Genomic DNA, 21285 nt, shown 5'->3' with positions numbered 1-21285 from the left:
TCAAGGCCCCGCAGCGCCTTAAGGTCTGACGAACTTTGCGCCGGTGTGGTGACGGTTCTCACCGACAACAATGCGTTGGGGTCCGTTTGGGCCCGTTTCAAAGGTCCGGCGGTTGTTGGCAAGCTCTGCTTCCAACTCTCGGTAAGCTGTAGTGAGGTCCGAACCCAGCGCCACTTGTTCGCCGTCCATTTCGGCTTTGGCCGCAACAACGGAAACAATCTGCGCCCCGTTCGGGGTCATCTGAAAGATTGGCGCACCAGAGGAACCAAAGTCCACGTCGCAGCTCAGCACGATCACACCAGCCTGCACGGCCAGCACATTGCACACCTCTTGCAACGAAGGCGCCTCGGCACGGTCATGAGCGTATGACACAACGCCCACCTCGGCCCCGCGATGGGGACGCGGCGCAGTCATAAAGGGCTGCACCTGCGTGTTCCGGATCGGTTGCATCAGTTCCAGCAATGCCAGATCCATCTGCACGCGCTCAGCGCCATTTGATGTGTTAAACCGGTAGGATGGATGGGTCACCGCACGGCGGATGCCCCGATAGGCCAAGGCCCGACCGTTGCGCCAACCGGCCAGAAACTCCATCTGGTCCAGATCGATGCGACGGCCCGTGGTCTTGTCATAAAGGCAGTGGGCGGCGGTCAGCACCAGATCGGGCGCGACCAACGCGCCGGTGCAAAACCCTTTACCACCGATATCCAGACGGCCCACACCTTCCCAGCCACGGCTGTCCACACCTGTATTCAGGCGTTTCAAGTCCGCCTCCTCTGCATGGGTAAACATTGCAGAGAAGATAAGCACAAATGCTGCCAGAACTGTGCGCAAGGGCCACCTCCCATCCTTTATCCCCGCTTTCTAGACCAAGGTTGAGGCGAAAGTTTGGCACGTTAGCGCAGAATAGGCACCTCACCCGGTCGCGGCCCTGATATGGCCTTGGGCGCAGGTCCACCAGTGGCCCAGTCAAGCAACTCGACAGTGTGGACAATCGGCACCTCTGTCCCCGAACCGATCTGCATCATGCAACCAATGTTGCCCGCTGCGATAATATCCGGCTGACGCGCCTCTAATGTTTTCACTTTTCGCTCTTTAAGCTTTGCAGAAATCTCGGGTTGCATCAGGTTATATGTGCCCGCACTGCCGCAACAAAGGTGGCTATCGGCCGGCTCCACCACCTCAAAACCGGCCTTTTTCAGCAGGTCTTTCGGGGCAGATTTCACTTTTTGGCCATGTTGTAGGCTGCATGCGGCGTGATAGGCGACGCGAATCCCCTTGGGCGCGCCTTCGGGAATCTGCAATTTGCTCAGCAATTCACTGATATCCATCGCAATCCCCGAGACCTTCTCGGCCTGCGCCGACAGATCACTGTTCCGGAACATATGCCAGTAGTCCTTAACAGTCGTGCCGCAGCCGCTGGTGTTGATGACGATGGCATCCAGACCCTCGCCGTCCATCTCTGCGCCCCAAGCGCGGATGTTCGCAGCGGCGCTGGCGTGGGCCTCATCCTCGCGGCCCATGTGGTGCGTCAGTGCCCCGCAGCAGCCTGCGCCTTTGGCAATCACCACCTCACACCCCAGACGGCGCAGCAGACGGATTGTGGCGTCATTGATGTCGGTGTTCAGAGCCTTCTGGGCACAGCCGGTCATCAGCGCCACGCGCATCTTCTTCTCGGCCACAGGGGCAAAGGTCTGGGGATCATCGTTGCGGCTGACGGGCGGCACCTGCTTGGGCGCCATCTCCAGCATCGCCCGCAAACGGGGATCAGGCACCAACCCCTTAAAGGGCCGACCCAGCTTGGCCAAGAACAGCGCGAAACGGAACCGCGACGGATAGGGCAGGATACGCGCCAACACCCAGCGCAACGCCCGATCCGTGAAGGGACGCTGGTAGTTCTTCTCGATATAGGCCCGCGCATGATCAACCAGATGCATGTAATGCACCCCCGAAGGACAAGTGGTCATACAGGCCAGACAGCTTAGACAGCGGTCCACATGGCGAACGGTCTTTTCATCGGGCACGCGATTGTTTTCCAGCATGTCCTTGATCAGATAAATACGCCCCCGAGGGCTATCCAACTCATCCCCCAAAACCTGATAGGTCGGGCAAGTGGCGGTACAAAACCCGCAATGGACGCAGGTGCGCAGGATCTCATTCGCGCGCTGGGTGCCGGGATCAGTCAGCTGCTGTTCAGTGAAATATGTCTGCATGGATCAGGCTCCCATCAGGCCGGGGTTGAAAATCCCCTTGGGATCGAATTTCGCACGCAGGCCAGAGGCCAAACGCGCATTCACAGGGCTTTCTGGGTGGAAACGGGGCTGACCGCCGCCGCGCACCAAGGTTGCATGCCCATCAGTCCCAATGCGGCCACGCACATCGGTCCCCTCAGCCACCACCGCCCAAACAAGACCACCGCCCCAATCCATCTGCGCCTTCCGCGCGCCCAGAGCGGCCAGAACCGTCGGCCCGTCCGAAGGCTTCACCGAAATCCGCCACAGATCCCCGTCCACACCACAAAGGCCCGTCAGATCACGCACATAGGCCCAACCAGCCGCCACCTTGTCGGCATCCACCTCAACGCGCACATCACCAAATCGCGCCAGCATCTCGCGCAGCTTGCCGGTCCGGTACTCCACCTGAGCGCCAAAGCCCTCGACGCGCACCATCGTCACCTGAGCGCCATCCACGCCCTCAGGCAAATGCGCCGCCCCCGTCACGTCAAAGGGCGAGCCCAGCGCCGCCGACATCGCCTGAACCGCCACCTCTGGCGACAGGCCATCAATCATCACACAGCCCTGCGCCTCCGGCATCGGCAGCACCTTCATGGACACTTCGGTCATGACACCCAACGTCCCGTGGGCCCCAGCCATCAGCTTGACCAGATCATAGCCGGTCACGTTCTTCATGACGCGGCCACCGTTTTTTACGATGGTCCCAAGACCATCCACATAGCGCACCCCAAGCATGAAATCGCGGCACGCCCCCGCCTGAATACGGCGCGGCCCGCTGACGTTCATCGCAGCCACCCCACCAAGGGTCGGCTCACCGGACAGACCCAACACGGCCCGCAAATCCGACGGCTCGAACGCCAAGCGCTGCCCTTCGACTGCCAAAACGCCCTCGATCTCGGACAAAGGCGTGCCCGCCCCCGCCACCAGCGTCAAAGCGCCCGGCTCATAAAGACGTATCCCCGCAAGGCCCGAGGTCTCCAGAATCTCTGCCCCTTCCGGCAAAACACCACCGCAGCCACCGCCGCGAATCCACAAAGGCGTCTCGCGCCCCGCAATCACCTCGGCCAGCTCGGCCTCTGTCTCGGGTCTCATCTTCTTTATTGTCCAAATACTCTCGGGGGTGAATTGGGCCAAAGGCCCAAGAGGGGGCAGACGGCCCCCTCGCCCTGTTTCCTTACTCGGCGGCGATCTTCACAGCGCGGCGCCCTTCCGAGGACGCCAGCGGGAATACCTTGGCCGGATTCAAAAGCCATGCGGGATCGAACACATCCTTCACCGCCATCTGCGCTTCCAGATCGGCTGGGGCGAACTGATCCACCATCAGATCGCGCTTCTCGATGCCGACACCGTGTTCGCCCGTCAGGCAGCCACCCACTTCGACACACAGACGCAAGATGTCTGCACCAAATGCCTCACACAGCTCCAACTGACCGGGCTGGTTCGCATTATAAAGGATCAGCGGATGCATATTGCCGTCGCCTGCGTGGAACACGTTCGCCACGCCCAAGCCATAATGCTTGCTCAGCTCGCCGATGCGGCGCAGCACATGAGGCAGGGCCGAGACGGGAATGGTCCCGTCCAGACACATATAGTCGTTGATCTGCCCCATCGCGCCAAAGGCGGACTTGCGGCCCAGCCAGATGCGATAGGCCTCATCCGCATCCGCGGCCTCGCGGTAGTCCACCGGATTATGGGCGGCGGCGATCTCTTTGATCAGACCAAGCTGGTGTTGGATTTCCTCAGGGCTGCCTTCGACCTCGATGATCAGCAGCGCCTCGCACATGGGGTATCCCGCCTTGGCAAAGGCCTCGCAGGCCTCAATGCAGGGGCGGTCCATAAACTCGATCGCCACGGGCAGAACCCCCGCCTTGATGATGTCGGACACACAAGCGCCCGCGCCTTCGTTGGTGTCAAAGCCCATCAACACCGGCAATGCCCCTTCGGGCTTCGCCAGAATGCGCAAGGTGGCCTCGGTCACAACGCCCAGCTGCCCTTCCGAGCCACAGATCACGCCCAGTAGATCCAACCCCGCCGCATCCAGATGCGCGCCGCCGATCTCGGTGACGGTGCCATCCATCAGCACCATTGTTACGCCCATCAGGTTGTTCGTGGTCACGCCGTACTTCAGGCAGTGCGCCCCGCCCGAGTTCATGGCGATGTTCCCCGCAATCGCACAGGCCAACTGCGACGATGGATCAGGCGCGTAAAAGAAGCCATCCGCCTCAACCGCGCCGGTGACGCTCAGGTTCGTGCGGCCCGTCTGTACGCGGATAAAGCGGTTGTCATAGTCGGTCTCCAGCACCGCGTTCATCCGCGCCACGCCAAGGATCACCGAATCTGCTGTCGGCAGCGCCCCACCCGCCAAAGACGTGCCAGAGCCACGGGGTACCACCGGCACGCCCATCTCATGGCAGATGCGCAAAACGTCCGAGACCTCAGCCGTTGAGGCAGGCAGCACGGCGGCCAAAGGCGGGCAGCGGTAAGCTGTCAGCGCATCGCATTCATAGGCCCGGGTCTCGGCCTCATCGTGGATCACGGCATCGCTTGGCAGAACCTCGGACAATCTTCTGACCAATTCTGCTTTCTTCGCCATGATGGCGGGGTTCGGGGCTGGCATTTCCATGGCGGGCTCCTCACTGACTCTGCGTCACTGGTCAAAAAATATAACCAATTTTTCCATCTGGCAACCCGTAACCTCCCGAAGTAAATTTCACCCCATGACATGGACTGACCGCCTCGCCCTATTCGCCCCGCTGGATTTCATCGCTGTGACCCTTTTGATGGTGTCATGGATCATGATTGGTTTGCGCATCGAGAACCCGGGCAAGAATCCCTCGGTCTCGGTGCTGATGGCCGAGTACCGCCGCCAGTGGATGGTCGAACTGGTCACCCGCACCCCGCGCATCTTTGACGCAACAGTCCTTAGCGGTCTGCGTCAGGCGACCAGCTTTTTCGCCTCGGCCAGCATGATTGCTTTGGGCGGCGGCTTTGCGGCGATTGGCAATTCGGAACAGTTGCAGGGCGTCGCATCGGAACTGACGCTGGACACCGCCCCCGCCGTGGTGTGGGAGATCAAGATCATGCTGATCATGGTCTTTCTGACCAACGCCTTCCTGAAATTCGTCTGGTCCAACCGCCTGTTCGGCTATTGCGCCGTGCTGATGGCAGCGGTGCCGAATGACATTACCAACGAAACCGCCTACCCCCGCGCGGCAAAAGCGGCGTCCCTGAACATCAGCGCCGCCCGCGCCTTCAACAGGGGTCTGCGGTCGGTCTATTTTGCGCTGGGGTCTGCGGCGTGGCTTTTGGGATCATACGCCCTACTGGCGGCCACGCTGTTTACGGTGCTTGTCCTCTACCGGCGCGAGTTTGCTTCAAACTCTCGCGCAGTTTTGATGGATAGCAGCGACAAGATCGCCCCTCCCACAGGGATGTGAGCAGTCATGTCCGGACGGGAATGCTACGTTCGGACGCATGAAACAGCTTTTCCGCGCCCTGACATTTGGAATCATCGCTTTGTCGGCAGCCCCCGCGCTTGCCGGAGATGTCCGGATTCTGGACGCCGAGGCCAGCCGGAACGGCATGTTCTGGCGCTTTACCGTGACCCTTGCCCATGCCGATGAAGGCTGGGACCACTATGCCAGCGGCTGGGATATCCTGACCCGCAACGGGCGCGTGCTGGCCACGCGCGAGTTGATGCATCCCCACGATCCGACCAAGCCCTTTACCCGCTCGATCACCGGTGTGGATATCCCTGACGGCATCCGGACGGTCTATATTCGCGGCATTTGCAGTGAGGCCGGCCCCAGCAAGACCCTGTTCAAGCTGATCCTGCCGCAGTAGCGGTCAGTTGCGCCCTTCGCGCAACCAACCGGCCAGAACCAGTCCCGAAATCACCAGTAACACCAGCCACGCAGGCAGCAGAGGCACGCGGGTAATGTCCCGCGCGTCCGAGGCATCGCGCGGCGTCAGACCGATCCAGCCGCGTCCGATGGCCGGACGCCCAGCACGCACATCCCGCAGGTCCGGCACGCCGTCAGACAGGGTCCACACCCCGCCGTTGGTACCGCGCAGCACCGGCAACAGGTCTTCACCGCTGGCGATGGTTTGTTCAAACTCACGCGGTGCGGCGGGGCCAAGGCCGATCACGGTCTCTCGGGTGCCCTCGGCGATCCGATAGAGGCCAATATCAGCCCCATCATACAGCGCCTCAAAACGGCCGGGGCTGACCTCTTGCATGGTCAGGTCCGTGGTCGAACCATCAGGTGCGGTCACTGTGACAGAACCCACGTCTTCGGTTACAGCCCGCCGGATAATCCGGATTTGCTGGCCGGTTGCCGTGGCGGTCAACGCCTCTTCTTCCAGATCAGGTTCGCCCATCATCCAGTGGGCCAGACGGCGCAACAGTTCCAACTGAGGCCCGCCCCCTTCAAACCCGCGGCTCCAAAGCCACGCTTGGTCTGAGGTCAACAGCGCCACGCGTCCCTCGCCCACACGATCAAGGATCAGCAGGGGCATGTCATCGACGCCGGTCATGACCACATCGCCTTCACCCGGATCAACCTCGACCTGACGCAGCCAGCGGCCCCATGTGGGATCGCCTTCCAGCGGGCCAAGCCCTTCGGTCACGGGATGGCGCTGGCCCATATCGGTGACTCGGGGCAGATAGCCCTCTTCGATCACCCTCGCGGTCGGCTCGCCCGGCACAACAGCCCCAAGGGGCGAGCGGTAGATGCTGTCCGCCCCCGCATAATCCGGTCCCGCCGAGATCAACACCGCCCCGCCCTGTTCGACATAGTTCCGCACGCTATCCAGATAGAGCGCAGGCAGAATGCCGCGCCGCTTGTAGCGATCAAAGATGATCAGGTCGAAGTCGTTGATCTTCTCAAGGAACAACTCACGCGTTGGGAAGGCGATCAGCGAAAGTTCGGTCACAGGCACGCCGTCCTGCTTTTCCGGCGGACGCAGAATGGTGAAATGGACCAGATCAACGCTGCTGTCGGATTTCAGAAGGTTCCGCCACGTACGTTCGCCCGCGTGCGGTACGCCCGAGACCAGCAGAACCGACAAGCGATCCCGCACCCCGTTGATCTGCACAAGGGCGCTATTGTTACGGTCGGTCAGTTCGCTGTCATCCGCAGCCACGCGGAATTCAATCACGTTGCGCCCCGCATGAGGCAGCGTCACCGGCAATTCCAGATCTTGCCCGACGGGCACGCGGAACGACTGCGCCTCTCCCCCATCCACGGATAAGGAAAGCGAGGCGAAATCGGCACCCACAGGCACATTGCCCTGATCTTCGATCTTGAGGGTCAGCGTAATCTCTTCGCCCAGAATGGCAAAGGCCGGCGCGTTGCGCACAATCAGGCGGCGGTCCCAGTCCGAGGGCTGGCCGGTCAGCAATAGATGCAGCGGCGCAGGCATATTGGGCGCGGCACCCAGATCATGCAGACGCCCGTCCGACAGCAGGATCGCCCCTGCAACACGGCCCGAGGGTTCCTCGGCCAATGCTTCGGACAGGGCATGCATCAACAGCGTGCCGTCATTGTCCTGCCCGTCGCCCAGCTTGATCCGGCGTAACTCGGTATTCGGTCGGGCTGCGATTTCAGCAGCCAAAGCCTCGGCAGCGGCGGTGGTTTGCTGTGCGCGATCGGACAAACGCTGGCTGGCGCTGAGGTCCTCGACCAAGAGGACGATATCATTCAGGGGCTGGCGGGTTTCGGTCTGCAAGGCAGGTCCCGTTAGAGCCGCAGCGATTAGCAGCATCGCAAGCCCGCGCAGCCACCAGCCTGAAAGGCGGCGCACCCGCGCAAATCCAGCCACCACCAGCGCCAGCGCGGCAATGACAGCGACCAGCCACCACGGGACCAGCGGATCAAAGGCCAGTGCGTAACTCATTGTCCCAACCTGTCCAGCAAAGCAGGCACATGCACCTGATCGGATTTATAGTTGCCGGTCAGCACATGCATGACCAGATTGACGCCAAAGCGATATGCCAGTTCCCGCTGACGCTCGCCCGTGTAGCCGCGCCCGATGGTGCGCAGGGCATAGCCGCGCTCATCCACCGCCCAAGCGCTGGCCCAGTCGTTGCCGCCAATCACCACCGGCGTCACCCCGTCGTTCAAATCGCGGAAGGGCATGCCTTCGATCTGGACCGCATCCTCTGGCGCGGCCTCGACCCAGATATCGCGGCTGTTGTAGCGGCCCGGAAAGTCTTGCAGCAGGTAAAAGCTGCGGGTCAGCACGTGGTCCGAGGGCACAGGCTCTAGCCCTGGAATATCCAAGGGCGCGGCCAGATCACGCAGAACCTGAGCGTTGCGACTGCTTGCGCCTAGCGCAGCGGTATCCGCATCGCGGGTGTCGAACAGGATCATCCCACCCCCGCGCAGATATTCGTTCAGCTTGCCATAGGCCTGCGGCGACGGACGCGACTGGTCAGGGGTAATCGGCCAGTAGAGCAGCGGGTAGAACGACAGCTCATCATTCTCGATATCAACCGAGCGCGGCTCTGACGGTTCGACCGAGGTGCGGTCAAACAGCGTATCAGACAGGCCGCGCATGGCGGCAAAGGCCAGATCATCCAGCGCCTGATCGCCAGTCAGGATATTGGCCAGCGTGACCTCTGAAGCCGCAAGGATCTGCTCTTCGGTGATTTCGGGCAGCGCGTCGTCTTGGGCGCGGCCATCTTGCGGCGCGATCAGCATCAGCGCGGCGAGCGTTGCCGCCGCCCCGCGCAGGCGTCCGCCCAAAGCCAAGGTGGCCAGCAAATCTACCAGCAGCAACGCCGCCGCCAGACCTAGCAGCAGACCGCCCAAGGGCTTGGCCGCAGGAGCCACCAAGGGCTGGGGCCGCACATTCGCGGGCCACTGGGCGGGACGCAGCACAGCGTCTTCGTCCAGCACATTGCGGGACAGGCGGCGGTTTTCGCCTTCATAAAGACCAGGGCGCAAATCAGGGCCAAGAGGCGCGTCAAACAGCACCTCACCCGCCACCCCTTGCAGCGTATCGCCATTCGACAACCGCCCGAAGCCGTCCAGCACCTGCACCGGCTGCCATGTGGTGCCTACCAGTTGCTCGGCGCTGGGACGTTCGGTCAGGGACGAGATCGAAAGACGCTCTAGCATCTGCACGAAAAGGCCTGACAGCGGCAGACTGGACCATTCAGCATTCGCGGTGACGTGGAACAGGATCACCTGACCGTCGCCCTGCTCTTTGCGGGTAACCAGAGGCGTGCCGTCATCCAGCGCCGCAATCACGCGGTCTGCCAGCGTGGGATCGGGTTGCGCGACGACCTGCGCCGTGACCGAAACCTCTTCCGAGACAGGCAGACCCGCAAAGGGGCTATCCTCGGGAAACGGGGCCAGCGCCTTGGGGTCGCCCCAACTCATGGCGCCGCCAACGCTGCGACCACCGGCACGCAGGCGCACAGGCAGCAGGGGGTCTTCGGCATCGCGGGCCACATCGCTGGCCGCCAGACGGGGACCGGCAAAGCGCACCAACTGGCCGCCGTTGTTCACCCACTCCAGCAGCTTTTCTTCCTCGGCAGGGGCCAGTCGGGCCACATCGGCTAGAATGATCACGTCGGGGTTGGCGGGGATTATCTCGTCCAGCGGGCCATCCAGCAGATCGGCCGAAGGCTCCAACGCCTGCCGCAGATAGTGCAGCGGCGACAGCAGATCGATGGTTTCACGGTTCCGCCCCCCGTCGATAAGCGCGACTTCGCGCCGTTGTAGACGGTCATCGGTCAGAGTGACACCGGCGGCGCTGCGCACGCCCTCGATCACAAAGCGCTGGACACGGGCGCGTAGCTCGGCAGGCAATTCCATCTGCAATTCCGCCTCGGTCCCGCCAGAGGCAAAGGTGGCGATGCCGTCAGCCAGCACCCGCTCGACCCCTGCCGGATCGGGACCGATCGCCTGCACGGTGACGGGCAGTTCGGGACCCGGAGACAAACGGCGTACAGGCACAGTGACCACGCCGCCATCGAAACTGGCGGGCAGCAATGCCATCGGATTGGACGGGGTTTCATAAACGCTAAGGGTGCCACGTTCTGACAGACGGGCGGCCAAGTCGGCACGGCCTGCGTGGTCCAGACCATCCGACAGCCACCACGTATCAAAATCCCCCTCGGGCAAAGGCACTGTGTCCATCAAGGGCGGCCAAGCAGCAGGCACCACACCGGGCAAGCTTTCGCGCACGGTCGCGGCGGGGGCAAAGCCGACCTCACTTGGCGCGGACAGGGGCATGACGGCAACGGGACGGCCAGCGCGGCCAGCCTCGGCCAGCATGGCATCCAGACGCGCCATGCGACCACGCCAGTCAGGCGCGCTGCCCCATGTGGCATCCAGAACCACCAGCAACGGCCCACGCCCTGTTTGACGGGCGTCAGGGTTCAGCACTGGCCCTGCAAGGCCAACGATCAGCGCAGCAACCGCTAGCATCCGCAGCAACAGCAGCCACCAAGGCGTTTTGTCGCTTTGCTGTTCGTCATCTTTCAGCCCCAGCAGCAGCGCCACACCGGGGAACCGCCGCCGCACCGGCGCAGGCGGCACCGCCCGCAGCAGCAACCACAGCAAAGGCAGGGCAAATAGGCCGAACAGCAGCCAAGGCGAGGCAAATCCAAGAGCGCCAAACATCGCGGTCAGACCCCTCCTTGTACGGCTTCGTAAAGCCACAGCAGCGCCGACTGCGAGGCGTCATTGGTGTGATGCAACCCAACCCGCCATCCAGAGGCAGAGGCCAGATCGTGCAGCTCGGCCTTCCTCTCGGCCAGCCGTTGCAGATAACGATCGCGCAATGCGTCGGCCTGCAAGGTTTCGTGTTTCAAACCGCCCGCCATGCTTTCAAAGATGGTGCGCCCACGGAACGGGAATTCCTCTTCGGCGGGATCAAGGATTTGGTAAAGCGTGCCGCGAATGCCCCGCGCCACGGCTTTTCCCAGCATCTCACGCAATGGCGCCAGATCCCCCAGAAAGTCCGAGATCACCAAGGCCCGACTGTTCGGCACCATCGGCGTCAAATCAGGCGCGCCGAAATCTTCGGGCCGGTCCGCGGTCAAAGCCGCTGTGATCCGCTGCAACTGCGCCTCGCCCCGTCTGGGGGGCAGGCTGGCACCCAAGGCCACCCGTTCGCCGCCACGCACCAGCAACACCGCAACTGCCAAGCCCAACAGACGCGCACGTTCCGCCTTGGTGGTCAGGCCGTCGCTACTGGCAAAACCCATTGAGGCAGCCTGATCCACCCAGAGCAACATGCTTTGGGCCACTTCCCATTCGCGCTGTTTGATGAATTGCTCATCCCCACGGGCCGAGCGACGCCAGTCGATCAAGCGCGCCTCGTCCCCTTGCACCAAAGGCCGGTACTGCCAAAAGGCATCGCCAGAGCCGGAACGCCTGCGGCCATGCTCGCCCATCTGGACGTTGGCCGCCAGCCGCTCGGCACTGGCCAGAAGCGGTGGATAGGCGGCTGCGACCGCCTCGGCGCGGCTGCGAAGGGAAGCGGCGTCGGTCAAGCGGCTGCCTCAATTCCGGTGACACGGGCCACGCCGGTGGCAATCAGATCACTCAGGTTGGCACCGCGCGCACGGGCCGCAAAGCTAAGCTGCATCCGGTGACGCAGGACGGGCGCGGCCATTGCGGCCACATCCTCGGCGCTGGGGGCAAGGCGACCGTTCAACATCGCCGCCGCCCGCACCGCCAGCATCAACGATTGGGCCGCACGGGGACCAGGGCCAAAGGCCACGTCACGCATAGCTTCGGGCAGGGCGCTGGGGTCTTCGGGACGGAAGGCACGGACCAGATCAAGGATCAACTCGACCACGCTTTCGCCTACCGGCATCCGGCGCAGCAATTGTTGGGCGCGGATCAACTCGGCAGCAGTAAAGACCTGTTCAGACTCTTCCTCGACCAGACCGGTGGTCGCCAGCAGAATGGCCTTTTCCGTGTCGCGGTCAGGGTATTCCACGTCAATCTGCACAAGAAAGCGGTCCAACTGCGCTTCGGGCAGGGGATAGGTGCCCTCTTGCTCTAGCGGGTTCTGAGTTGCCAGCACGTGGAAGGGTGCCGCCAGCGGACGGGTTTCCCCCGCGATCGAGACCGCCTTTTCCTGCATCGCCTGCAATAGCGCCGACTGGGTGCGCGGGCTGGCGCGGTTGATCTCATCGGCCATCAAAAGCTGGCAAAAGATCGGCCCTTCGATAAAGCGGAAACTCCGGCGACCATCAGCATCGGTTTCTAGAACTTCGGACCCCAGAATATCCGCAGGCATCAGGTCGGGGGTGAACTGCACGCGCTTGCCGTTCAGGCCCATCACCGTGGACAGGGTTTCCACCAGTCGCGTCTTGCCCAGACCGGGCAGACCGATCAGCAAACCATGCCCGCCGCACAACAATGCCGTCAGGGTCAGATCCACCACGCGGGTCTGACCGATGAACCGTTTGGTGATCGAGGCCCTTGCCAGCGCCAGTTTCTCTTCGAAGGCTTCGATCTCGGCCACCAGATCAGTGTGTTCGGTCATGGAGTGGTCCCTGCTGTGACGGATGTTATATGCTGAGTCTATCTCGGGATTGTGAAATGGCAAAAGGGACGAATGGACAAATGAACGTGAAACCTTCCGCCGATAACATCGCCGCCGCTGCCCGCGCTGCTGGAAAAGGCGGAATTCCTCCGGTTCACAAGTGGAAACCGGACTTTTGCGGTGATCTGGATATGCGGATCGCCCGCGATGGTACTTGGTTCTATGAGGGCACGCCAATTGGCCGTGCGCCCCTTGTTCGCCTGTTTTCAACGATCCTGTGGAAAGAAGACGGCAAGTATTTCCTTGTCACCCCCGTGGAAAAGGTTGGCATCACCGTTGAGGACGCCCCATTTGTCGCCGTGGACTTTGAGGTCAGTGGCACGGGCGCGGATCAAAGCCTGACCTTCACCACCAATGTGGGCGATTCTGTCGTGGCCGGACCCGAGCATCCGATTCGCGTTGTCCGCGATCCTGAAACCGATGAACCCAGCCCCTACATCCACATCCGCTATGACCTGGAGGCGCTGATCGACCGCAAAAGCTTTTACCGGCTTGTGGATTTGGGCTGTCACGCGGACCATGAGGGCAGCAGCTGGTTCGGCGTGAGGTCTCAGGGACAGTTCTTTCCGGTCATCCCCTCGTCCGAGCTTGCATAGACGCACAGTTCCCCATGCGCTGGCACAGCTATGCGCGGGCGCAGACATCGCTATTATGTGGAGACCGTTCCAATACGTGACCACTTCGGAGCCCTGTTGATGCTGCCCCCACGCTTTGCCCCTTATCTGTTCAGCCTGTTCCTGTCGGGCATGATGTCCTGTCTTGTCTCGGGCATCGCGACGTATCGGGCGATCGGGTTCCAGCCAGATTTTCTATCCGCTTGGGGCGGCGCGTGGGTAACCAGCTGGACAGTCGCCTTTCCTGCCGTGCTGGTCGTCGCACCCGTGGCCCGCAAACTGGTGGCGCTGGTAACAGCCGCCCCCTCCAAAATCTAAGACGGGGCCAAAGGGGCGGGCCAATGCCCGCCTTGCCTAGCTTAGTGACCGATCACAGGGGCATCCACGCAGGCCCACTCGCTGGCCTCCATCTCTAGGGTAACGTGGTCGAACCCCTGCCCTGTCAGCATCGCACGGACCCTGTCGCGGACCTGCGCCACGGCGGGCCAATCCGCGCCCGCAACAACCACATGCACCTGCACGGCACGCTTTTGTTCGGTCATCTGCCAGACATGCAGGTGATGCACGCCATCAACGCCATCCAAACCTGAAATCTGCCCCGCCAAATCATTGGCATCCAGCCCTGCAGGTGTGGCCAGCATCAGATCGCGGATCACCGGCACAATCTCTTTGGCGGCAAGCCACAGGATATAGGCCGCGATCAGAAGGGTGATTACCGGATCGACCCAGCGCCAGTCATAGAGGATCACCAGAACGCCCCCCACAATCACAGCCAGCGACCCCAAGGCATCGCTAAGGTTATGGATAAAGGCCGCGCGAATGTTGGCGCTTTCCTTCGACAGGCGCAGGGTCAGCAAAGCGGTCGCCAGATCGATCACCAAAGCAAGCCCCGCCACGATCACCACAGTCCAACCGGCGATCTGGGGTGGATCGATCATGCGGGCGATCCCCTCCCACGCCAGATAGAGGCTGATGACGATCAAGGTGGTGTAGTTGATCAGGGCGGCGACCATCTCGGCCCGACCATAGCCGAAAGTCATGCCCGCATTCGCCGGACGACGGGCGATCTTGCGAGCAAAGAACGCGATCATCAGCGAAATCGCATCGCTGAAGTTATGCACCGCATCCGCAATCAGCGCGATCGAGCCGGAAAAGACCCCGCCAATAATCTGCGCCACGGTCAGCAGCATGTTGATCCCCACGGCGATGGCAACCTGACGGTCTCCGGCCTCGGGGTCGACGTGGTGATGGTGATGATGGTGGCCGTGATGGGCGTGATCGTGTGGCATGGACCTCTTTCCTCTCTGTCACGGCTAAAGTAGTTTCTCTAGTGACTAGAGGTTCAAGGGGGAATTTCATGTTTTCGATTGGCGCGCTGTCCCGTCGCACCGGCGTGAAGGTTCCGACCATCCGGTATTACGAACAAATCGGCCTGCTAGCCCCTTTAGAGCGGACCGAAGGCAACCAGCGCCGCTATGACCAAGAGGGGTTAGAGCGGTTAGGTTTCATCCGTCACGCCCGCGATCTAGGCCTGCCGCTGGAAATGATCCGGCAAATGCTGACCTTGGACGCCCATGACACAGACCAGCACGCTGAAATCCACGCCCTTGCCAGCGCCCACTTGGCAGAGGTCCGCACCCGCATCGCACGCCTCTCCAAACTGGCGGACGAGCTTGAACGGATCATCACCCATGCAGACACGGGCGAGGAAGCAGCGGGATGTGATGTGCTGAAGGCTTTGGGCGACCACAGCCTTTGCGCTGGCACACACTAACCGCAACGGCCGTGTGATCCGGCCCAAAAGGACCGGATGCACTGTTTGGCGGCTTTAGTGTGCCTCGGCCCAAGAACAGCCCTGACCGGCATCCGCAATCAGCGGCACGTCCAGATGGATCGCCGGGCTTGCCGCGCTTTCCATGACCTCACGCGCAGTGGCGATCAGTTGGTCAACGGCGTCTTCTTCCACCTCGAACAGCAGTTCGTCGTGGACCTGTAGCAGCATCTTGGCAGGCTGGCCTGCGATGGCTTCGGGCATCCGGATCATCGCGCGGCGGATGATGTCCGCAGCGGTACCCTGAATGGGCGCGTTGATCGCGGCGCGTTTGGCGAAACCGGCGCGCGGACCTTTGGCGGCAATCTCGGGCGTGTGGATTTTGCGGCCGAACAGGGTTTCGACAAACAGATTTTCCTGCGCGAATTTCACCGTGGCATCCATGTAGTCCTTGATGCCGGGGAAGCGCTCGAAATAGCGGTCGATAAAGCCCTGCGCCTCCGCCCGAGGAATGCGCAGGTTCCGCGCCAGACCAAAGCCCGAAATCCCGTAGATGACGCCAAAGTTGATCGCCTTGGCCTGACGGCGCACGTCCGAGGTCATCTGATCCAGCGGCACGCCGAACATCTCTGACGCAGTGGCGGCGTGAATGTCCTGCCCTTCGCGGAAGGCCTGTTTCAGACTGTCGATCCCCGCCACATGGGCCAGAATGCGCAGTTCGATCTGGCTATAGTCGAGGCTGACCAGAACCTTACCCTCGGGCGCAATGAAGGCCTCGCGGATGCGGCGGCCCTCTTCGCTGCGGATCGGGATGTTCTGCAAGTTCGGATCGGTCGAGGACAAACGCCCCGTGGCCGCACCAGTCTGCATATAGCTGGTGTGAACGCGCCCGGTTTCCTTATTGATGTGGTCCTGAAGCGCGTCTGTGTAGGTAGATTTCAGCTTGGACAGCTGACGCCAATCCAGCACGCGGGCAGGCAGTTCATGCTCGGTCGCCAGATCTTCAAGGATATCTGCGCCGGTCGCATAGGCACCGGTCTTGCCCTTCTTGCCGCCCTCAAAACCCATCTTGTCAAAGAGGATCTCACCCAGCTGCTTGGGGCTGCCGACGTTAAAGCTTTCGCCCGCCATCTCATGGATGTCCGCCTCAAGCCCCGCCATCTTCTGGGCAAAGGCATTGGACATCCGGCTAAGGGTATCGCGGTCTACCAGCACCCCGTGCCGCTCCATCTGGGCCAGTACCGGCACAAGCGGGCGTTCCAGACGTTCATAGACGCGGGTGACCTTGGCGTGATGCAGTTGGGGCGCGAATTTCTGCCAGAGACGCAGAGTGATATCCGCATCCTCGGCGGCATAGCGCGTAGCCTTTTCCACATCGACCTTGTCAAAGGTGATCATGGATTTGCCGCTGCCGATCAGGTCTTTGATCGGGATCGGGTTGTGCCCCAGATAGCGTTCCGAAAGCGCGTCCATCCCGTGGCCATGCAGACCGGAATAAAGCGCATAGGACATCAGCATCGTGTCATCGATGCCCTGAACGATGATCCCGTAGCGCTGGAAAATCTTGCAGTCGTACTTGGCGTTCTGGAAGATTTTACGCACCGCCTCATCTTCCAGCAGCGGCTTCAGCGCATCCAGCGCGTCCTGCAGCGGGATTTGCCCCGCAACCAGTTCCGAGCCGCCAAACAGATCATCGCCGCCCTTGGAATGGGTCAGCGGAATATAGCAAGCCTTGCCCGCCTTGGTCGCCAGCGAAATCCCCACCAGATCGGCGGTCATGTTATCAAGGCCGGTGGTTTCCGTATCCACGGCCACATAACCCTGATGACGCGCCTCGGCGATCCAAGTGTTCAACGTCTCTAGGTCAGACACGCAGGTGTAAGCCTCGGGGTCGATGGGCAGGTCTTCGACCTCTGCCGGAGCCTCGCCCGCCTTGGCAACGGGGGCCGCGTCTTCAATCGCAGGGAGCTCGGCGTCCAGCGCATCGGCGATGCGCTTGGTCAGGGTGCGGAATTCCATCTTGGCAAGGAAACCCAACAGAACCTCCGGATCGGGGTCTTTGATTTCCAGATCGTCCAGCGTGAATTCCAGCGGCGTATTGCAGTCCAGCTGCACCAGCTTTTTCGACAGTTCGATCTGCTCGCGCTTTTCAATCAGGGTCTGGCGGCGCTTGGGCTGCTTGATCTCTTCGGCTCGGTCCAGCAGCGCCTCTAGCGTGCCGAATTCGTTGATCAGAAGGGCAGCAGTCTTGATACCGATCCCGGGCGCACCGGGCACGTTGTCCACGCTGTCCCCCGCCAACGCCTGTACATCGACAACCCCTTCAGGGCCGACGCCGAATTTTTCGAAAACGCCGTCGCGGTCAATGACCTTGTTCTTCATGGCGTCGTACATCTCAACGCCGTCGCCCACCAACTGCATCAAGTCCTTGTCCGAGGACACGATGGTTACACGCCCGCCCAAATCACGCGCCTGACAAGACAGAGTCGCGATGATGTCGTCGGCCTCATACCCTTCCATCTCTTCGCAAGCGATGTTGAAGGCACGGGTCGCCTCACGGGTCAGAGGGATCTGAGGGCGCAAATCCTCGGGCATCGCCTCTCGGTTGGCCTTATAGAGATCATACATATCGTTGCGGAACGTATGGCTGCCCTTGTCAAAGATCACCGCCAAATGGGTCGGCGTATCGGCAGCGTGGTTCCCTTCCACATAGCGCTGGAGCATGTTGCAAAAGCCGCTGACAGCGCCAATCGGCAAGCCATCAGACTTCCGCGTCAGAGGCGGCAACGCATGATAGGCACGGAAAATAAAAGCCGAGCCGTCAATCAGGTGCAGGTGACAGCCCTTGCCGAATTTGGTGGTCATCGCGCGTCCTCCGAATGTTTCGAACACGGTAATGCCACGTTGCGCCCTGCGCCACCAGTGGAAGGTGCGGCGCAAGTTGGGCAATAGGGAATCGAAGCTAAGAGAGCGCGACGTTGAGGCACCGCCGCGCTAGCTCCTCACGCTGTTTTGCGATCTTCTGTGTCTTCGGTCTGTTCGTCAGTCGACGCAACGACGGCTTCTTCTGACGTGTGATTAGTCTTGTTATCGCCGGTATCTTCGACTGCTACCATGTCCGGTGTCTCCACTCCTGCGGCAGGCTCTTCCGTTTCTGCGTCAGCCTGAGCCCCTTCCGTCCCGGATTGCTTCACGTCGCCGGCTGCCTCATCCGTTTCCAAGGCAACCTCCGCCCCTTCCACGTCGGACATCTCCAAAGCTGTTTCAGGCGTTTCCACTTCGGCCTCTGTCTTGTCGGCCTCCAAATCAGCCTTGGCCGCTTCCAAGTCAGGCTCTGCAGCGTCCACGTCAGTCTTTTCCGCCGCGACCTCAGGTTTCTTAGGCGGCTTGGGCTTCGGGACTTTGAAATCAAGCACCGGCGGCTTTGCGGGGCGCTGCTCTTCGGGACGCACCAACCAGCTAAAGAACTCCGGCGCGGAATCGATCAAGCGAGTGGTTAACTTGGTCCAAGCCTCGATCTGTCGCAGCTCGGAGTTTGAGAAATACGTTTCGACATCGTAGCTCTGCTCTTCAGGGATCGCTTTTAGCGGGGCGGAAACCAGAGCATCACTAATCGGAGTCCCATCGAAAAACTCGGCATCCAATTCGGCCGCGTCCTCGGCGTAGGTTTCAACAATCTTCTCAGCAAGAGAGACATGCAAACGCGGCTTCATCGCCTCTTCCAATGGCATTTCGGCTAGAATTTCAGCGAAATACCATCCCAGCGAATGCTTCTCTTTTGTACGGTCCACACCGGGTTCGGTGTAGGCATCGACCCGTCGATGCAAATGACGCATCAACGCAATGTCCTGAACCGACAGGGATTCATTCACCTGTGTTTCGCCCGTCAGATTGAATTTTTCCCCGCGAAACAGGAGGTCAAAGAAATCACTGACAACATCGCCATCGCGCAGATCATCGCGAATGAAGGGGCGTAGGATGAACTGATCGCCAAATAATTCGCGCATGCGCTTGAAGCGGGGCGCGTAGAACAGAATGCCGTCCTCGAGAAGCCGCTCATGCATTTTTTCGAGCGAGTTCTGGAACACGCCTTTCTTGGTCCGCTCAGAGAACGTCGACACCAATCGTTCGGCATGGGGTCGCACATAAGCAACCAAACGGATCTGATCCGCATAACCACCAAGATGGGTATCGATGGCGCGCCGGATTTCGTCTGGCTGTACAAATTCAAAATGCTCGGCCGAGACAACGCCGATGTCAGCGTCACTGTTCTTGAAGGCTTGTCGCAGGCGCTTGAAAAGCCTTCCCTCCAGATGCTTTTCGCTAGGAACCGAGAGGGTTCTGGCCAGAGGGATATGGTTGAATCTGGTTGGAAAGCAGATCGAAAGATCGCTCTCAATCGTCCCGCCCGCCAGCACCGACTGGATCGCTGTGGTGCCGGTTTTGCAGTCTCCAAGATGGAAAAGTATCTCTTTAACCAATCGATGTACCTCCATGCTAAATGCTGCGCACTTCAGGAAAAGGCATGCGCCTCAATCTCTGAATATGGGATTAAAAATCAAAATTTCTGCTGAAGTTGCTTAACGTAGTTAGCAATCTCTTCGTTGGGCAAATCTTCAGAAAGCAGTGCATCTAGAAGCTGCCGACCAGCGTCATGCTCTGGAACAGGAAGAACCTTTCCAACCGCGCTAATGTCCGGAAAGAAGGACGGGCGACCGGCGATTTCGGCGAGATACCGATGAATTGGAGCAAACTTGCGACGCATTTTGGCACGCTGCTCAGCACCAAAAAGTTCCACATCCGCATCTTTGACCGGGCTTAGGGCCTTGCCGTTACGTTGCAAATATACCGACAACTGATGTGCCAACCCGTCGCTCAGATCATCATTCGCATGATACATGATCGAATACGCAGAGCGCGGCAAACTAGGGTTCGCTCTGGTTGGTTGTGTTAGATTCTCTGGCAGCTTCAGACCGGTCTGCTTCGCGAAATCTTCGGTCGATCCGCCTTCAGCCAAGATATCCGCGTAATTCCGCAGAATCAGCTGGTTTGGTTCGATTTCTTCAAGCCAAGGGGCTAGCAAGGTCCGGTAATTAAAATGAATTCCGTCAAAATACTGCGCAAGGCCGTTCTCTTGCAGCAAGCCCGCTTTCTCGCCGACTTTCAGGCGTTGCCCGTGCCACGACATGAGATAGGTGTCAGGGCGGCGCAGTGCACAATACACCTGCAATTCTTCAGCTTCTGGAAGGTTTTCTAACAAACGTTGGATCAGCGAAGCCCCAACCTGCCCGAAGTTCGAGAAGGCCTCAGAACACAGAATCAACGTATGAGGTTGCAATGCCTCAACCTGATTCCGGATAGCGTTAAACATCTGAGGCAAGCCAGGGACTGCGTCAAACTGTGGCGGAATCGGTCTCGGCGAGACATCGGCCATCATCCGATAAGCCAACGCACTGTGCGGTTCCTTCACGTTGAAATGTAAATCTTCAACCTGATCCCCAGCACCGAGCGCTTTCTTAAGATTATTTGCAAATCCCCTTGTCTCAACCGCAGGGTAGAGGATTCCGCTCTGAACAAACTTCAACCAATTTTGAGCAAAGTAGTTCTGTAGCGCGGTCGAGCCTACCTTGTGGTGTCCTATGTAAATAATAATCTTCATACGCACATAATGCCAAACTCAAGACGACGGTCTGTTGTTATTACAAATTGAGCGAGTGCGGAAGGGTCATTTAACACTTTTAAGGTGTTATCGGCTTACATTTTAGCATGCACTCTACGACTGCTGATACATCTGCTAACAATTTGAGACCGTTGAATGTCGGTTTGATCGCCTAGTTGTATAGGGGCCCTGCAGCTGATGAACTGCACCGTCGTGTTGAATCTGTGATTGTCTCGTGGGACGAAGGTCAGAAGCTGCATTTACTGGAGCTTCGTGATGAACTTATTGAGATACTGGCAAAATTAAAGCCCAGCGGAGCGCTGGATGCTCAAGTATCTGATATATTTTCGGAATTATTTTTGGTTGCGGGAGTAGGATTTGAACCTACGACCTTCAGGTTATGAGCCTGACGAGCTACCGGGCTGCTCCATCCCG

17 protein-coding genes are annotated in these 21285 nt (G+C 60.2%); 5 read left to right on the top strand and 12 right to left on the bottom strand.

What is annotated here, in order from left to right; all coding sequences use genetic code 11:
- Nucleotides 1-18: 18 nt before the first annotated feature.
- From CLV74_RS02485 to CLV74_RS02470, 4 genes are all read right to left on the bottom strand, one after another.
- On the bottom strand, nt 19-762 hold the full coding sequence (locus CLV74_RS02485; RefSeq protein ID WP_342753470.1) for a trypsin-like serine peptidase: 744 nt from the start codon (nt 760-762) through the stop codon (nt 19-21).
- A gap of 131 nt (nt 763-893) precedes the next feature.
- The gene (gene glcF / locus CLV74_RS02480) at nt 894-2210 is read right to left on the bottom strand and encodes a glycolate oxidase subunit GlcF (protein ID WP_106262645.1); all 1317 of its coding nucleotides are present in this window, start codon (nt 2208-2210) and stop codon (nt 894-896) included.
- Between the two features lie 3 nt (nt 2211-2213).
- Nucleotides 2214-3323: an FAD-binding protein gene (locus tag CLV74_RS02475; protein ID WP_106262644.1), complete on the bottom strand. Its 1110-nt coding sequence runs from the start codon at nt 3321-3323 to the stop codon at nt 2214-2216.
- 82 nt (nt 3324-3405) lie between these two features.
- A complete protein-coding gene (locus CLV74_RS02470) occupies nt 3406-4854 on the bottom strand; it encodes an FAD-linked oxidase C-terminal domain-containing protein (RefSeq protein ID WP_106262643.1) in 1449 nt (482 codons plus the stop codon).
- A gap of 94 nt (nt 4855-4948) precedes the next feature.
- On the opposite strand from CLV74_RS02470, the gene CLV74_RS02465 reads away from it, so the two are divergent.
- Nucleotides 4949-5668, top strand: a complete 720-nt coding sequence (locus CLV74_RS02465; protein WP_106262642.1) for a DUF599 domain-containing protein — start codon at nt 4949-4951, stop codon at nt 5666-5668.
- Between the two features lie 37 nt (nt 5669-5705).
- Nucleotides 5706-6074: a hypothetical protein gene (locus tag CLV74_RS02460; RefSeq protein ID WP_106262641.1), complete on the top strand. Its 369-nt coding sequence runs from the start codon at nt 5706-5708 to the stop codon at nt 6072-6074.
- A gap of 3 nt (nt 6075-6077) precedes the next feature.
- Here the strand turns inward: CLV74_RS02460 and CLV74_RS02455 are convergent, their stop codons facing one another.
- From CLV74_RS02455 to CLV74_RS02440, 4 genes are read right to left on the bottom strand one after another with little or no spacing between them, the layout of a single operon-like run.
- On the bottom strand, nt 6078-8129 hold the full coding sequence (locus CLV74_RS02455; protein ID WP_106262640.1) for a hypothetical protein: 2052 nt from the start codon (nt 8127-8129) through the stop codon (nt 6078-6080).
- Nucleotides 8126-10867, bottom strand: a complete 2742-nt coding sequence (locus tag CLV74_RS02450) for a DUF4159 domain-containing protein (RefSeq protein ID WP_106262639.1) — start codon at nt 10865-10867, stop codon at nt 8126-8128. The genes CLV74_RS02455 and CLV74_RS02450 overlap by 4 nt, the downstream gene beginning before the upstream one ends.
- A 5-nt stretch (nt 10868-10872) precedes the next feature.
- On the bottom strand, nt 10873-11742 hold the full coding sequence (locus CLV74_RS02445) for a DUF58 domain-containing protein (RefSeq protein ID WP_106262638.1): 870 nt from the start codon (nt 11740-11742) through the stop codon (nt 10873-10875).
- Nucleotides 11739-12746, bottom strand: a complete 1008-nt coding sequence (locus CLV74_RS02440) for an AAA family ATPase (RefSeq protein WP_106262637.1) — start codon at nt 12744-12746, stop codon at nt 11739-11741. Before CLV74_RS02440 ends, CLV74_RS02445 begins: the two co-directional genes overlap by 4 nt.
- A gap of 56 nt (nt 12747-12802) precedes the next feature.
- Between CLV74_RS02440 and CLV74_RS02435 the strand changes: the two genes are divergently transcribed.
- Together CLV74_RS02435 and CLV74_RS02430 are read left to right on the top strand one after the other, a co-directional pair.
- Complete coding sequence (locus CLV74_RS02435) at nt 12803-13402, top strand: DUF1285 domain-containing protein (protein WP_106262636.1); 600 nt, start codon at nt 12803-12805, stop codon at nt 13400-13402.
- A gap of 99 nt (nt 13403-13501) precedes the next feature.
- Nucleotides 13502-13738: a DUF2798 domain-containing protein gene (locus CLV74_RS02430; protein ID WP_106262635.1), complete on the top strand. Its 237-nt coding sequence runs from the start codon at nt 13502-13504 to the stop codon at nt 13736-13738.
- 41 nt (nt 13739-13779) lie between these two features.
- On the opposite strand, the gene CLV74_RS02425 is transcribed toward CLV74_RS02430, so the two are convergent.
- On the bottom strand, nt 13780-14709 hold the full coding sequence (locus CLV74_RS02425; protein WP_106262634.1) for a cation diffusion facilitator family transporter: 930 nt from the start codon (nt 14707-14709) through the stop codon (nt 13780-13782).
- Between the two features lie 68 nt (nt 14710-14777).
- Between CLV74_RS02425 and CLV74_RS02420 the strand changes: the two genes are divergently transcribed.
- Nucleotides 14778-15194 (top strand): MerR family transcriptional regulator, encoded by a 417-nt coding sequence (locus CLV74_RS02420; RefSeq protein WP_106262633.1) that lies wholly within the window; start codon nt 14778-14780, stop codon nt 15192-15194.
- Between the two features lie 54 nt (nt 15195-15248).
- On the opposite strand, the gene polA is transcribed toward CLV74_RS02420, so the two are convergent.
- The 3 genes from polA to CLV74_RS02405 all read right to left on the bottom strand — a co-directional run bounded on the left by polA (nt 15249) and on the right by CLV74_RS02405 (nt 20850).
- Entirely contained in the window at nt 15249-18056 is a 2808-nt protein-coding gene (gene polA / locus CLV74_RS02415; RefSeq protein ID WP_106262632.1) for a DNA polymerase I, read from the bottom strand.
- Between the two features lie 137 nt (nt 18057-18193).
- Nucleotides 18194-19672 (bottom strand): prolipoprotein diacylglyceryl transferase, encoded by a 1479-nt coding sequence (locus tag CLV74_RS02410; RefSeq protein WP_106262631.1) that lies wholly within the window; start codon nt 19670-19672, stop codon nt 18194-18196.
- 77 nt (nt 19673-19749) lie between these two features.
- Nucleotides 19750-20850, bottom strand: a complete 1101-nt coding sequence (locus CLV74_RS02405) for a hypothetical protein (protein WP_146134894.1) — start codon at nt 20848-20850, stop codon at nt 19750-19752.
- Between the last annotated feature and the right edge of the window lie 435 nt (nt 20851-21285).

The sequence above is a fragment of the Donghicola tyrosinivorans genome, from assembly GCF_003003355.1.
GTDB classification, from domain to species: domain Bacteria; phylum Pseudomonadota; class Alphaproteobacteria; order Rhodobacterales; family Rhodobacteraceae; genus Donghicola; species Donghicola tyrosinivorans.
Note: the sequence above shows the minus strand (reverse complement) of the source record. Positions and strands in the feature narration are given on the sequence as shown.